Origin of the sequence: Verrucosispora sp. SN26_14.1, assembly GCF_004307965.1 — a bacterium.
In the GTDB taxonomy this organism is placed as follows: Bacteria; Actinomycetota; Actinomycetes; order Mycobacteriales; family Micromonosporaceae; genus Micromonospora.
In genome coordinates, this window is sequence record NZ_SISL01000134.1 from 1 (window position 1) to 13,467 (window position 13,467).

A 13,467-nucleotide genomic window follows, 5' to 3' on the forward strand; every position below is an offset into this window, starting at 1 on the left:
GCGGCCACCGTGGCACCCGTGCCGATCGCGGCGGCAAGGGCCACCCGCCGCGCGTGCTGCCAGCGCGGACGATCCGAGACGACGGAATCAACCACCCCCATGAAGCGACACTAGCGCGCGGGTACGACGGCTCGCTGTCGTCGAGCACTCTGCGCTGATGCCTGGAAAACGACCGATCCGGGTACTTGGCGCTGTGGCGTCGTGTGACGGATCGTGGAGGTTGCGCCGGGTCGTCACGCTGCACGGTGGAGAGGAGCACGACGATGGCTAAGACGTTGAAACGGGGTGCGGCGTTCGTCGCCCTGGCCCGGGCGCTGACGGCCGGTGCCCGGGGCGGTCCGTCGATCGGCGCACGGGTCGGGGCGCTGCCCAGGATGATCGGGGCCACCGCCCGCGGACAGTACGACGGCGGCCTGCGGCTGGCGATGATGACGGCGGCCACGGCCTACATCGTCTCGCCGATCGACGCCGTGCCGGAGATGTTCCTGACGGTGTTCGGGCTGATCGACGACGCGGTGATGGTGACCTGGTTGGCCGGTGCCGTGCTGGCCGAGACCGAGCGTTTCCTGGAGTGGGAGGCGCGGGGCGGCTCCGTGATCCCGGGGCACGTGGTGCCCTGACCCGACGTACCCTGGGCGCGGGAATCACGCGAGTCACCCGCCCGGCCTCCGGCGCCGGCGCCGGAGGAAAGGGCACAACGAGGTGCAGTACTACGACAACGTCGTCGAGATGATCGGCAACACCCCGCTGGTACGACTGCGTACCGTCGCCGAGGGCATCCAGGCGACCGTGCTGGCGAAGGTGGAGTACCTCAACCCCGGCGGCTCGGTCAAGGACCGGATCGCGGTGCGGATGGTCGAGGATGCCGAGGCCGCCGGCATCCTCCGGCCCGGTGGCACCATCGTCGAGCCGACCAGCGGCAACACCGGTGTCGGGCTGGCCCTGGTGGCGCAGCTCAAGGGCTACCGGTGCGTGTTCGTCTGCCCCGACAAGGTCAGCCAGGACAAGCAGGACGTGCTGCGGGCGTACGGCGCCGAGGTGGTCGTCTGCCCGACCGCCGTCGCGCCCGAGGACCCGCGCTCCTACTACAACGTCTCCGACCGGCTGGCCCGGGAGATCCCCGGCGCCTGGAAGCCCAACCAGTACGCCAACCCGGCCAACCCCCGCTCGCACTACGAGACCACCGGTCCGGAGCTGTGGAAGCAGACCGAGGGCCGGATCACGCACTTCGTCGCGGGCGTGGGCACCGGCGGCACCATCTCCGGGATCGGGCGCTACCTGAAGGAGGCGTCCGGCGGCAAGGTCAAGGTCATCGGCGCGGACCCGGAGGGCTCGGTCTACTCCGGCGGCACCGGCCGGCCGTACCTGGTCGAGGGGGTCGGTGAGGACTTCTGGCCGGAGACCTACGACCGGGACGTGGCCGACGAGATCATCGAGGTGTCGGACAAGCAGTCCTTCGAGATGACCCGGCGGCTGGCCCGCGAGGAGGGGCTACTGGTCGGCGGCTCCTGCGGGATGGCGGCGGTGGCGGCACTGGAGGTGGCCCGCGCCGCCGGGCCGGACGACGTGATCGTGGTGCTGCTGCCGGACGGCGGCCGGGGCTACCTGTCCAAGATCTTCAACGACGCCTGGATGGCCCGGTACGGCTTCCTGGACAACTCCGGCTCCGAGCCGACGGTGGCACAGGCGCTGGCCGCCAAGCCGGGCCAGCTCCCCGAGCTGGTCCACGTGCACCCCACCGAGACGGTCCGCGACGCGGTCGACTACATGCGCGAGTACGGCGTCTCGCAGCTCCCGGTGCTCAAGGCCGAGCCGCCGGTGGTGACCGGCGAGGTGGCCGGCTCGATCGCCGAGAGGGACCTGCTGGACGCGCTCTTCACCGGCCAGGCCCAGCTGCACGACACGATCGAGCGGCACATGGGGCCGGCGCTGCCGATGATCGGTGGTGGCCAGCCGGTCAGCGAGGCGGTCAACCTGCTGGAGAAGTCCGACGCCGCGCTGGTGCTGATCGACGGCAAGCCCAAGGGCGTCCTCACCCGCCAGGACCTGCTCGCCCACCTCGGCGCCCGCTGAGGTGTAAGGAAGGGCACCTTATTAACGCCTCGTGCATAGCAGGGGTCCCCTACTAACGCGCAGAACGGCCCGCTGGACGTCGGTTAACAGCCCGGCGTCTGACTCCCTCTGTCCGGCGGCCCGCCGACGCACAGCAGTTGCACAAGCGGGCCAAAGCGGATGCCTACTTCCCGTTTCTATCGTCGCTGCCAGGGCAACGATCGGGAGGAACAGATGGGCTACGACCACCATGAGGGGCAACGGGTCAGTCGGCGTCGCATCATCGCCGGCATCGGGTCGGTCGGGCTGGCCGGCCTGCTGGCGGCGTGCGGCCGGGACGGTGGCACCGTCACCACCTCGACCGGTGAGACCGTCGCCCCACTGGCGACCACCGCGAACGATCTCACCGCGCTCTTCGACGGCGCGAACACCTGCACGCTGACGGCGAGCACCACCCAGGGGCCGTACTACTTCGACGCGGACAAGATCCGCAGCGACATCCGGGAGGACCGCGAGGGCGTACGGCTCCGACTGGCCATCCGGGTGCAGGACAGCGAGCAGTGCGGGCCGCTGCCGAATGCGGTGGTGGAGATCTGGCACTGCGACGCGGCCGGTCTCTACTCGGGCGCGGAGGCCCAGTCCTCGGGCGCGAACGGTGCCTCCGGCGGCGGCACCCCGCCCGATGGTGGCCCCGGCGGCACCCCGCCCGATGGTGGCCCCGCAGGCACCCCGCCGAGTGGCGCACCCGGGGGTGGAGGTCCTGGTGTCGGCCCTCCCGGGGGCGACTCCGGTGGCGGGGACACGGCCGATCTGACCCCGACCGACGACCAGCGGTATCTGCGCGGGGCGCAGGTCACCAACGCCGACGGCATCGTCGAGTTCGTCACGATCTGGCCCGGCTGGTACCGCGGTCGCACCGTGCACATCCACGCGATGGTGCACGTCGACAACTCGCGGGTGCTGACCACCCAGGTGATGTTCGACGAGGCGCTGAACAGCAGGGTTTTTGCCAGCCAGCCGTACGCGGCGCACACCGGGCGGGACACTTTCAACGACGACGACTCCATCTACGCCGACAGCATGTTGTTGCGGGTGACCGAGGACGGCGACGGCTACCTCGGAGTGATCAACTTTGCCGTCGACTCCGACCAGGACGGCGCGTGATCCGATGTCGTGGAGCTGTGAGATCGACTGTTAGCAGGGGACCCCTGCTCTACCGCAGGCGTTAAGAAGGTGCCCTTCCTTACACCGCACGGGTGTAGCGCAGTTGGGGGGTCTGCGTCGTACCGATCAGCTCGACGCGTTCGACTCCGGTGGGGGACCAGCCGCCACGCTCGTAGAAGCGACGGGCGGACTCGTTCTCGCGCAGCACCCAGAGCGCCGCGCGGCGCCAGCCCCGCGTCCGCATGCTCGCCAGGGCGTCGACCATCAGCGCCCGACCGACGCCCCTACCGCGCTCGGCGGGAGCGAGGTGGATCGCGCACAGCAGCCCGGTGTCCGGGTCGTCCTCGTCGTCCGGGCCGGAGTAGCTGAAGCCGGCGAGGGCGTCGCCCCGCATGGCCAGGATCATCCGGTGGCTGTCACGCTCCCAGATCCATCGCTCGGCCCAGTACTCACCCATGGCCTCCGGGCTCGGGTCGGCCAACGCCGCCGGCGGCAGGAACGACGAGTAGGCGGCGACGCGCGAGCTCTGGTGGAGCCGGCCCACCGCCATCAGGTCCTCGGCGGTTGCGGCACGCAGCGTGACAGTCACTCCGCCGAGGGTACCCGGCGGGGCGGCACCTGAATCGTGGTCAGATCCTCGGCGATCACCAGGTCCCCGTCGTAGTGCCGGCGGGCCTCCTCGGCGAAGCGGAACGGGTCGGCGTAGCGCTGGGAGAAGTGGGTCAGCACGAGTCGGCGCACCCCCGACTCGGCCGCCACCCGCGCGGCCTGGCCGGCGGTCAGGTGCCCGACCTCGGCGGCGAGTGCCGCCTCCGACTCCAGGAACGTCGACTCGATGACCAGCAGGTCGGCCTGCTCGGCCAGCGCGTACACCCCGTCGCAGAGGCCGGTGTCCATCACGAAGGCGAACCGCTGCCCGGGGCGGGGCACGCTCACCTCCTCCCGGGTGACGCGCCGCCCGTCCCGGTCGAGGTGGCCGACGCGCTGCAGCTCGCCGACCGCCGGCCCGTCGACGCCGTACGCGGCCAGCTTCTCCGGCAGCATCCGGTAGCCGTCCGGCTCCACCAGCCGATAGCCGTACGTGTCGACGGGGTGCCGTAGTCGACGTGCCTCCAGCGTGCCGCAACGCAGCGCGATGCGCTGGCCGTCCGCCTCGATCGGTGTGACGGCCAGCTCGGCGGTCTCGTGGAAGGAGCTGGCGTGCCGCAGCCGGGTGAAGTACTCGGTGCCCTCGGCCGGGAAGTGCACCGCCACCGGTCGCGGCACCCGGTCCAGCGAGAGCCGCTGGATGGTGCCGGGCAGGCCGAGGCAGTGGTCGCCGTGGAAGTGGGTGACGCAGATCCGGGTCAGGTCGGTGGCGGTGACCGTGGTGTGCAGCAGTTGCCGCTGGCTGCCCTCGCCCGGGTCGAAGAGGATCACCTCGTCGTCCCAGCGGAGCACGTACCCGTTGTGGTTGCGGGCCCGGGTCGGTGTCTGGCTGGCCGTTCCCAGCACCACCAGCTCGCGCATGGACACGGCGACCTCCAGGGGACCCGGACAAAGGGCGACCCCCGGGGTTTCCGCGCTGGCGCGGACCGACTGGACTGAGTCGGCACCCCGGGGGTCGGGTGGCTTGTCGTGGATTCGCCGCACCGCTGCCACACGGTCTCGACGCTTGTTACTGCCCGCCTGCGGAACAGACGGTCACTGTCGAGGACAGCGGCTAGCGGACAGCCACCTCACGAGTCCGATTGCTATACAAGTCTGGACCACCTCCTTTCACGTGTACCGCCACGTTATCCAGCGACGGCCGCACCGGCAACGGATTTCGATCACATCTGTCGGGGCGGCCCGTGCCGGGCGTACCGGTCAGTCCTGGGCGATGCCGATCGGGCCCTTGCGGGGGCCGTCCGCGCTGGCCGGCTGCACTGCCAGCGACGGGAAGTCGGCCAGGTCGCCCTCCGGCTCGGCGTCCCACTCGGGGAACACCAGGTCGCTCTGGAGATAGAGGCAGAGCAACTGGGCCAGGTGGTGCAGCCCGTCCAGGTGGGTGCGTTCGTGCCCGTGGGTGGCGTCGACACCGAAGCCGAGCAGGGCCACCCGGGCGTGCGCGCCCGCCTCGACCGCCGCCGCCACGTCCGAGCGGTAGTAGTCGAAGACGTCGCGGACCAGGTCGACGTCGTGTTCGCGGGCGATCGCCGCGAGGTTCCGGGTCAGGTGGTAGTCGAACGGTCCCACCCCGTCGCCCATCGCCAGCGTGGCGGCGTTCTCCCGGGACTGCTGCCCGGGGGCGACCACCGCCGCGTCCACCGAGACGATCTCGGCCACGTCCGGGTCGAGCCCGTGCGACGCGCCGTGGCCGATCTCCTCGGTCACGGTGACCAGCAGGTGCGCGGTGACGGCGGGCTTCACGCCCGCGTCGACCATCGCCTTCATCGCGGCCAGCACCGCCGCCACGCCGGCCTTGTCGTCCAGGTGCCGGGACTTGACGTAGCCGCTGGGCGTGACCGTCGGGTTGGGCAGGAACGCCACGAAGTCGCCCGCGTCGATGCCGAGCGCCCGCAGGCCGGCGATGTCCTCTACCGGCTCGTCGATGCGTACCTCGACCTGGTCCCAGCCGATGCCCTGCTCGTCCACCGCCTCGTTGTAGCGGTGCCCGCTGGCCTTGAGCGGCAGGACCTGACCGGTGACCACCCGGTCCAGGTCGTCGGTGAAGACCCGGACGTGGGCGCCCTCGGCGAACCGCGCGCTGTGCGTGCCGATCGGGTTCAACTCCAGCCGACCGTTCTCCTTCAGGCGCTTGACCATCCCGCCGATGGTGTCGGTGTGTACCACGATCGCCCTGTCTGCCCCGGTTTCCCGAGGGCCGGGCAGGCAGGCGCTGAGCGCGCCCCGGCGGGTCAGCGTCGACGGGATGCCGAGCGCCGACAGGCGCTCACCGACGTACTGCTGCACGTGGTCGGTGCGCCCCGACGGGCTCGGGATGTCCAACAACTCCACCATCACCTGACGCAGATAGTCCAGGTCGATGGGGAGCGGAGTGGTCTTGCGTACGGTCATGCCCCAGATGGTGCCGCACCGGCCGGGGTCCACAACCGTTGCGGTGCCCGAGTCCCGGGGAAAAGTAGATCCACGAAGCGTTCGGCGGTGGGCTGGGGCTCGTGGTTGGCCAGCCCCGGCCGCTCGTTGGCCTCGATGAAGACGTGCTCGGGTCGGTCCGGGGCGGGAACCAACAGGTCGAGGCCGGTGACCGGGATGTCGAGGGCCCGGCTGGCGGCCACGCACGCCTCCGCGATCACCGGGTGCAGCTCGCCGGTGACGTCGTGGATGGTGCCGCCGGTGTGCAGGTTCGCGGTCCGCCGCACGGCCAGCACCTGGCCCTCGGGCAGGATGTCGGAGAGCGCGTACCCGGCCTCGGTGACCACGTCCCGGGTCATCTCGTCGAGCGGGATGCGGGACTCGCCACCGGTGGCGGCGGCCCGACGGCGACTCTGCCGCGCGATCAGCTCGGTGATGTCGTGCACGCCGTCACCCGTGATCGAGGCGGGGCGGCGTACGGCGGCGGCCACCACCTCGTGGTCGATCATGACGACCCGCAGGTCCTCACCGGTGCACAGTTCCTCCAGCAGCACCTCGGGGCAGAACCGGGCGGCCAGTTCGACGGCGGCGGCCAGCGCCTCGTCGGTGCGGACGCCGACGGTGATGCCGTTGCCCTGTTCGCCCCGGGCCGGCTTGACCACCAGTTGGCCCACCTCGGCCAGGAACTCCGCGTCGGCGGCGTCACCGGTGGCGGTCCGCCCGCGCGGCACCGAGAGGCCGGCCTCGGTCAGGATGCGGCGGGTGACCCGCTTGTCGTCGCAGCGGCTCATGGCCACCGCCGAGGTCAGCTCGGAGAGCGACTCCCGGGTGAGGATGGTCCGACCGCCGCTGGTCAGCCGCAGCTCACCCCAGGCCGCGTCGGTCACCTCCACCCGGATGCCCCGGCGCATCGCCTCGTCGGCGACGATCTTCGCGTACGGGTTGAGCTCGTCGTAGCCGGCCGGCATGGCCGGCAGGAACAGCCGCTCGTTGATCGGGTTCTTCCGCTTCACGCAGAGCGTGGCGGTGCGATAGAAGCCGAGCCGCTCGTACAGCCGGATCGCCCCGGCGTTCTCGGCGAGCACGGAGAGGTCGACGTACGCGCGGCCCCGCGCCACCAGCCGGGTGGCCAGCTCGGTGATCAGCGCCTGGCCGGTGCCGGGGGGCGCCTGGTTGAAGTCGACCGTCAGGCACCAGAGGCTGGCCCCGTTGTCCGGGTCGTCGAAGACCGCCACGTGGTCGACGCCGGTGATGGTGCCGACGATCTCGCCGGTCACCGCCTCGGCCACGAGGTGCAGGAAACGGTCCGTGGCGGCGTTGTCGACCAGGATGTCCACCGGGGCGGTGACCATGCCGTTGGCCGCGTAGATCCGGTTGACGGCGTCCGCGTCGGCGGCGTCGCGCAGCCGGCGGATGCGTACCCCGGGCAGTTCGCCGCGCCCGTTCACGGCGGCCGGGGTGTCGGCGTTGCCGGCCTCCTCGGTCGTGCCGTCGGCCCGACGCGGACCCGAGCGGGCCCCGCCCAGCGGCAGCCGGAAGGTCAGCGACGGGTCGATGAACAACTCGTCGGGCAGCCGGGAGACCAGCACGTGCGGGTCCCGCAGATAGATGCAGATGTCCCGCGCGCCGGCCGCCTCGGAGCGCAGCACGTCGGCGACGGCGGCCTGGTCGGTGAAGGTCTGGCCGAAGACCAGCCGCCCCCACCCGCAGTCGAGGATGACGCCCTCGTCGCCGCCGGCACGGTCGTCGTCGGTGGCGTCCCCGCCGGGGCTCGCGGCGATCGGATCACCGCCCGGCCCGACCCGCTCGTAGCGACGTCCCGCGCCTCGACCTCGGTCGGTCCGGGCCACCCCGGTCGCCAGGGTGTCGGTCACGGTCAGTCGATTCCGTGGCTCTGGAGCCACATTTCCAGGAGTCCGAGTTGCCACAGCTTGTTTCCGTTCAACGGGGTCAGTTCGGCGTTGGGAGCGTCGAGCAGGGCGTTGACGTAATCGGTGCGGAACAGGTCGCGGCGTCGGGCCTCGGGCGCGGAGAGCGCGTCCCGTACCCGGTCGAGGAGCTTGCCCTCCAGGTGGGTGAGGCCGGGGACCGGGAAGTAGCCCTTCGGCCGGTCGATGACCTCGTGCGGCAGGACCCGGCGGCCGATCTCCTTGAGCACCCCCTTGCCACCCTGAGCCAGCTTCAGCTCCGGGGGGCAGGCGGCGGCCAGTTCGACGAACTCGTGATCCAGGAAGGGCACCCGGGCCTCCAGCCCGTGCGCCATGGTCATGTTGTCGACCCGCTTGACCGGGTCGTCGGTGAGCATGATCTGCGTGTCGAGGCGCAGCCCGGCGTCGACCGCGGTCTGCGCGCCGGCCCGCGCCAGGTGCGCGGCGACGAACTCCCGCGCCGGGTCGGTGCCGGTCAGCCAGTCCCGGTTGAGCACCTGGGCCAGGCCGCTGGCGTCGCGGTCGAAGAAGGCCTTGGCGTACGTGTCGAGCGCCTGCTCGCGGCCGACCTCCGCCAGCGGCGGGTACCAGTGGTAGCCGCCCAGGATCTCGTCGGCGCCCTGGCCGGACTGGACCACCTTGACGTGTCGGGAGACTTCCTGGCTGAGCAGGTAGAACGCGACGCAGTCGTGGCTGACCATGGGTTCACTCATGGCCGCCACGGCGGCCTCCAGCGGCGGCACCAGGTCCTGGGCGGCGACCCGGAGCTGGTGGTGGTCGGTGTCGAAGGTCTTGGCGACCACGTCGGAGTAGCGGAACTCGTCGCCCTCCCGGCCGCCGACCGCGTCGAAGCCGATCGAGAAGGTGGCGAGCCCGCGCTGCCCCTCACCGGCGAGCAGGGCCACCACCAGGCTGGAGTCCAGGCCGCCGGAGAGCAGCACGCCCACCGGCACGTCGGCGACCATGCGCCGCCGTACGGCGGTGGTCAGCGACTCCAGCAGCGCGTCCTGCCAGTCCTTCTCCGACCAGCCGGAGTACTCGTCCCGACGCAGGAAGGACGGGTCCCAGTAGACGCGCTCGTGGGTGGCGCCGTCGGGCTCGTAGACCCGGACGGTGGCCGGGGGCAGCTTGGTGACGCCGCGCAGGATGGTGCGCGGCGGCGGCACGATGCTGTGGAAGCTGAGGTAGTGGGCCAGCGCGACCGGGTCGATGGTGGTGTCCACGCCGCCACCCGCCACCAGGGCGGGCAGGGTGCTGGCGAAGCGCACCACGCCGGGCGTCTCGGCGAGGTAGAGCGGCTTGATGCCGAGCCGGTCCCGGGCGAGCACCAGACGGCCGGTGTCGCGTTCGGTGATCGCCACGGCGAACATGCCGACCAGGTGGTCGACGAAGTCGAGCCCCCACTCGGCGTACGCCTTGATGACGACCTCGCTGTCACCGCTGGAGAAGAAGTGGTGGCCCTTGGCCGCCAACTCGGCGCGCAACTCGCGGTAGTTGTAGATGCAGCCGTTGAAGACGCCGGTCAGGCCGGCGGCCGAGTCGACGATGGGTTGGCCGCTGGCGGCCGACAGGTCGATGATCTTCAGACGACGATGGCCGAGAGCGACCGGTCCCTGGGCCCACACACCGCCACCGTCAGGCCCCCGGTCGCACATCGTGGCGGCCATTCGCTCCACCGTCCCGACGTCGGCACGCGACGCGTCCCGTCGGAACTCCCCAGCTAGTCCGCACATGCGAGCCAATGCTGCCAGAGGTTGTTGCGATTCGCCTGTTGAGACCATGACGGTCGTGTAACAGCATTGCTATCATCCGCGCCCGCGCGATCAACCGGGTGCCATCTCCCGGCGAGCGCGGGCGATCGGGGCCTGCCTGTAGCGGTTTGTCCTACTTGCCCTACCTGCCCGACTGTGACGAGCGCCGCAATTTGGATCATCGGCGATCTCCGGGCACCTGCCGGCCCGCCCGGGTGGGCGAGCCGGCACGCGAGACGGTCAGCCGGCGGTACGCGCCACGCCGACCGGGCAGCTCAGCCCGTTCGGGCCGTGGTTGCAGTAGCCGTTGGGGTTCTTGGTGGGTGCCAAGTACTGCTGGTGATAGTCCTCGGCCAGGAAGTAGTCGCCGAGGCGGTCGATCTCCGTGGTGATCTCGCCCTTGCCGGCCCGGGCCACGATCGGCGCGAACGCCTCCCGGGACGCCTCGGCGGTGGCGAACTGCTCGTCGGTGGTGGTGTAGATCGTCGAGCGGTACTGCGTGCCGACGTCGTTGCCCTGGCGCATGCCCTGGGTCGGGTCGTGGTTCTCCCAGAAGACCTTCAGCAGGTCCTCGAAACTGATCGTCGCGGGGTCGTACACGACCTGGACCACCTCGGCGTGCCCTGTCCCGCCGGAGCAGACCTCCTCGTAGGTCGGATTCGGGGTGTACCCACCCGCGTATCCGACGGAGGTGGTGTAGACGCCCGGGAGGGTCCAGAACAACCGCTCGGCACCCCAGAAACACCCCATGCCGAAGACGGCGACCTGCGAGCCCTCGGGAAACGGCCCCTTGAGGGGGGTCCCGAGCACCTCGTGCCGGTCGGCGACCGGCATCGCGATCGCGCGGCCGGGCAGGGCACGGTCAGGGGAGATCATCTCGGCCTTCATGCTGCGGAGGAACACGGTGGAACTCCTTTCGTCCTTCCCCGCGTGCAACACCGGCGGACCCCACTTCCTTACCCGCCCCGCGCGCGGTCAGGCGCCGCCCGGCACGGCGTCCCGCACACGCTCGGCGTACGCGGTCGCCTCGGCGTCGTCGGCGTAGCGGGTACGCGGCCAGAAGAAGCCCCGCAGACCGTCGCCCTTGGTCCGGGGAACCACGTGGGTGTGCAGGTGCGGCACCGACTGGGACACCTTGTTGTTCATCGCCACGAACGTGCCGCCCGCGCCCAGCCCGGTCTCCACCGCGACGGTGAGTCGCCGGACCAGCCCGAAATAGCCGGCCAGCGACTCCGGCGGCAGGTCGGCGAGGGTGACCAGATGCGTACGGGGCACCACCAGGACGTGCCCCTTGAACACCGGACGGGTGTCCAGGAACGCCACGCCGTCGGCGGTGTCGACCACCCGGAACGCCGGCACCTCGCCCGCCACGATCCCGCAGAACACACATCCCGCCATCGGCTCAGGTTATGGCCGGCGGCGAAACTCTGCCTGTCGGCCCGCCAGCAGCGTCAGGCCCGCCCAGCACCGCTCGCAGGACCGACATGGTGGGCCGGGCGACTCGGTGAGTCGGCTCCCACACGATGGGACGCGGGGGAGGACTAACGTCTGCGTCATGACCCACGGCTTCGAGACGCTCGCGATTCACGCCGGCCAGGACCCGGAGGCCCGCACCGGCGCGGTGATCCCACCGATATACCAGACCAGCACGTACGCCCAGGACGCCGTCGGTGCGCCCCGGCTCGGATACGAGTACAGCCGTTCCGGCAACCCCACCCGGGACGCGCTCCAGGAGTGCCTGGCCGCGCTGGAGGGCGGGCCGGTCGGTCTCGCCTTCGCCAGCGGTCTGGCCGCCGAGGACACGCTGCTGCGGACCGTCTGCGGCCCCGGCGACCACGTGGTGATCCCGGACGACGCGTACGGCGGCACGTACCGGCTGTTCGCCAAGGTAGCCCAGCGGTGGGGGCTGTCGTACACCCCGGCGAAGGTCTCCGACCCGGACGCCGTCCGGGCCGCGATCCGGCCCGGCAGCACCAAGGTGGTCTGGTTGGAGACGCCGACCAACCCGCTGCTCGGCATCGCGGACATCGCCACCCTCGCTGCCGTCGCCCACGACGCCGGGGCGCTGCTGGTGGTGGACAACACGTTCGCCTCGCCGTACCTGCAACAGCCGATCGCCCTCGGCGCGGACGTGGTCGTGCACTCCACCACCAAGTACGTCGGCGGTCACTCCGACGTGGTCGGTGGGGCGCTGGTGGCGGCCGACGCCGGGCTCGGCGAGGAACTGCGCTACCACCAGAACGCCATGGGCGCGGTCAACGGCCCGTTCGACGCCTGGTTGACGCTGCGCGGCATCAAGACCCTCGGGGTACGGATGGACCGGCACTGCGACAACGCCGAACGGATCGTCGGCTACCTGGACGGGCACGCCAAGGTGCGCGAGGTTCTCTACCCGGGTCTGCCGTCGCACCCCGGTCACGAGGTGGCCGCCAAGCAGATGCGCCGGTTCGGCGGCATGATCTCGTTCCGGGCGGCCGGGGGTGAGGAGCACGCCGTCGAGATCTGCAACCGGGCCCGACTCTTCGTGCTCGCGGAGTCCCTCGGCGGGGTGGAATCCCTGATCGAGCACCCGGGCCGGATGACACACGCCAGCGCTGCCGGCTCGCCGCTTGAAGTTCCCTCCGATCTCGTGCGACTGTCTGTCGGCATCGAGACGGTCGAAGACCTGCTCGCCGATCTGGAGCAGGCGCTGGGCTGACCGCTGGCTGGGGAGGGTGGCCGTGCAGGACATCATGCCGACCTGGGTCGGGGCGACCGCCAAACAGATCGCCCGGGGCGTACGGCGGGGCGACGTCTCCGCCACCCAGGTTCTGGCCGACCATCTCGACCACGTCGCGAAGGCCGACGTCGACCTCGCCGCGTTCCGCACGGTACGCGGCGGGGAGGCGGTCGCCGAGGCGGAGAAGGTCGACGAGCAGGAGGACCTGGGCAACCTGCCGCTGGCCGGGGTGCCGGTGGCGGTCAAGGAGAACACCCCGGTGGCCGGGGTGCCCACCTGGAACGGGTCGGCTGCGGCGCGTACCCCGGTGGCCGAGGCCGACCACGAGGTGGTCCGCCGGCTGCGCGGCGCGGGCGCGGTGATCCTCGGCGTCACCCGGATGCCCGAGCTGGGCCTCTGGGGGGTGACCGACGACGGCACCGCGGTCACCCGCAACCCCTGGGACCTGGGGCGTACCCCGGGTGGCTCGTCGGGCGGCGCGGCGGCGGCGGTCGCCGCCGGGCTGGTGCCGATCGCGCACGGCAACGACGGTCTCGGCTCGATCCGCATCCCGGCGGCCTGTTGCGGCCTGGTCGGCCTGAAGCCCGGCCGGGGCGTGGTGCCCTGCCAGCTCGGCGCGGAGGACTGGTTCGGGCTGACCGAGCACGGAATGCTCGCCACCACGGTCGCCGACGCGGCGGTCGGCTTCCAGGTGCTCGCCGGCCGGGCCCAGGAGAAGCTGGTCCCGCCGCAGCGGCTGCGGGTCGGGGTGTCGCTGCGCTCGCCGGTGCGCGGGGTCTCGCCGGACGCGCCGAAC

Annotated in this window: 12 protein-coding genes; 5 read left to right on the forward strand and 7 right to left on the reverse strand. The window is 71.4% G+C overall.

Going from position 1 to position 13,467, the window contains the following annotated elements; genetic code table 11:
* Window positions 1-263 precede the first annotated feature (263 nt).
* The 3 genes from EYA84_RS14340 to EYA84_RS14350 all read left to right on the forward strand — a co-directional run bounded on the left by EYA84_RS14340 (window position 264) and on the right by EYA84_RS14350 (window position 3,216).
* Window positions 264-620 (forward strand): YkvA family protein, encoded by a 357-nt coding sequence (locus EYA84_RS14340; protein WP_131053540.1) that lies wholly within the window; start codon window positions 264-266, stop codon window positions 618-620.
* 82 nt (window positions 621-702) lie between these two features.
* Complete coding sequence (locus EYA84_RS14345; RefSeq protein WP_131053541.1) at window positions 703-2,073, forward strand: cystathionine beta-synthase; 1,371 nt, start codon at window positions 703-705, stop codon at window positions 2,071-2,073.
* Window positions 2,074-2,232: 159 nt separating this feature from the next.
* Window positions 2,233-3,216, forward strand: a complete 984-nt coding sequence (locus EYA84_RS14350) for a hypothetical protein (protein WP_201272388.1) — start codon at window positions 2,233-2,235, stop codon at window positions 3,214-3,216.
* A gap of 79 nt (window positions 3,217-3,295) precedes the next feature.
* Here the strand turns inward: EYA84_RS14350 and EYA84_RS14355 are convergent, their stop codons facing one another.
* The 7 genes from EYA84_RS14355 to EYA84_RS14385 form a co-directional block, all read right to left on the reverse strand.
* Window positions 3,296-3,805 carry a GNAT family N-acetyltransferase gene (locus tag EYA84_RS14355; protein WP_131053542.1) on the reverse strand — a complete coding sequence of 170 codons (510 nt, stop codon included), beginning with the start codon at window positions 3,803-3,805 and terminating at the stop codon, window positions 3,296-3,298.
* Window positions 3,802-4,731 (reverse strand): ribonuclease Z, encoded by a 930-nt coding sequence (locus tag EYA84_RS14360; RefSeq protein WP_131053543.1) that lies wholly within the window; start codon window positions 4,729-4,731, stop codon window positions 3,802-3,804. Before EYA84_RS14360 ends, EYA84_RS14355 begins: the two co-directional genes overlap by 4 nt.
* 333 nt (window positions 4,732-5,064) lie before the next feature.
* The gene (locus EYA84_RS14365; protein ID WP_131053544.1) at window positions 5,065-6,255 is read right to left on the reverse strand and encodes an osmoprotectant NAGGN system M42 family peptidase; all 1,191 of its coding nucleotides are present in this window, start codon (window positions 6,253-6,255) and stop codon (window positions 5,065-5,067) included.
* Window positions 6,252-8,147, reverse strand: a complete 1,896-nt coding sequence (gene ngg / locus EYA84_RS14370) for an N-acetylglutaminylglutamine synthetase (RefSeq protein ID WP_131053545.1) — start codon at window positions 8,145-8,147, stop codon at window positions 6,252-6,254. The genes EYA84_RS14365 and ngg overlap by 4 nt, the downstream gene beginning before the upstream one ends.
* Before the next feature lie 2 nt (window positions 8,148-8,149).
* Complete coding sequence (locus EYA84_RS14375; protein WP_131053546.1) at window positions 8,150-9,934, reverse strand: N-acetylglutaminylglutamine amidotransferase; 1,785 nt, start codon at window positions 9,932-9,934, stop codon at window positions 8,150-8,152.
* A gap of 258 nt (window positions 9,935-10,192) precedes the next feature.
* Window positions 10,193-10,855, reverse strand: a complete 663-nt coding sequence (gene msrA, locus EYA84_RS14380) for a peptide-methionine (S)-S-oxide reductase MsrA (RefSeq protein ID WP_131053547.1) — start codon at window positions 10,853-10,855, stop codon at window positions 10,193-10,195.
* A gap of 72 nt (window positions 10,856-10,927) precedes the next feature.
* Window positions 10,928-11,350, reverse strand: a complete 423-nt coding sequence (locus EYA84_RS14385) for an HIT family protein (protein WP_131053548.1) — start codon at window positions 11,348-11,350, stop codon at window positions 10,928-10,930.
* Between the two features lie 157 nt (window positions 11,351-11,507).
* Between EYA84_RS14385 and EYA84_RS14390 the strand changes: the two genes are divergently transcribed.
* Window positions 11,508-12,650 (forward strand): cystathionine gamma-synthase, encoded by a 1,143-nt coding sequence (locus tag EYA84_RS14390; protein ID WP_131053549.1) that lies wholly within the window; start codon window positions 11,508-11,510, stop codon window positions 12,648-12,650.
* Between the two features lie 16 nt (window positions 12,651-12,666).
* Window positions 12,667-13,467: amidase (locus tag EYA84_RS14395; protein ID WP_255446616.1), on the forward strand; the 801-nt coding region annotated here is incomplete at its 3' end.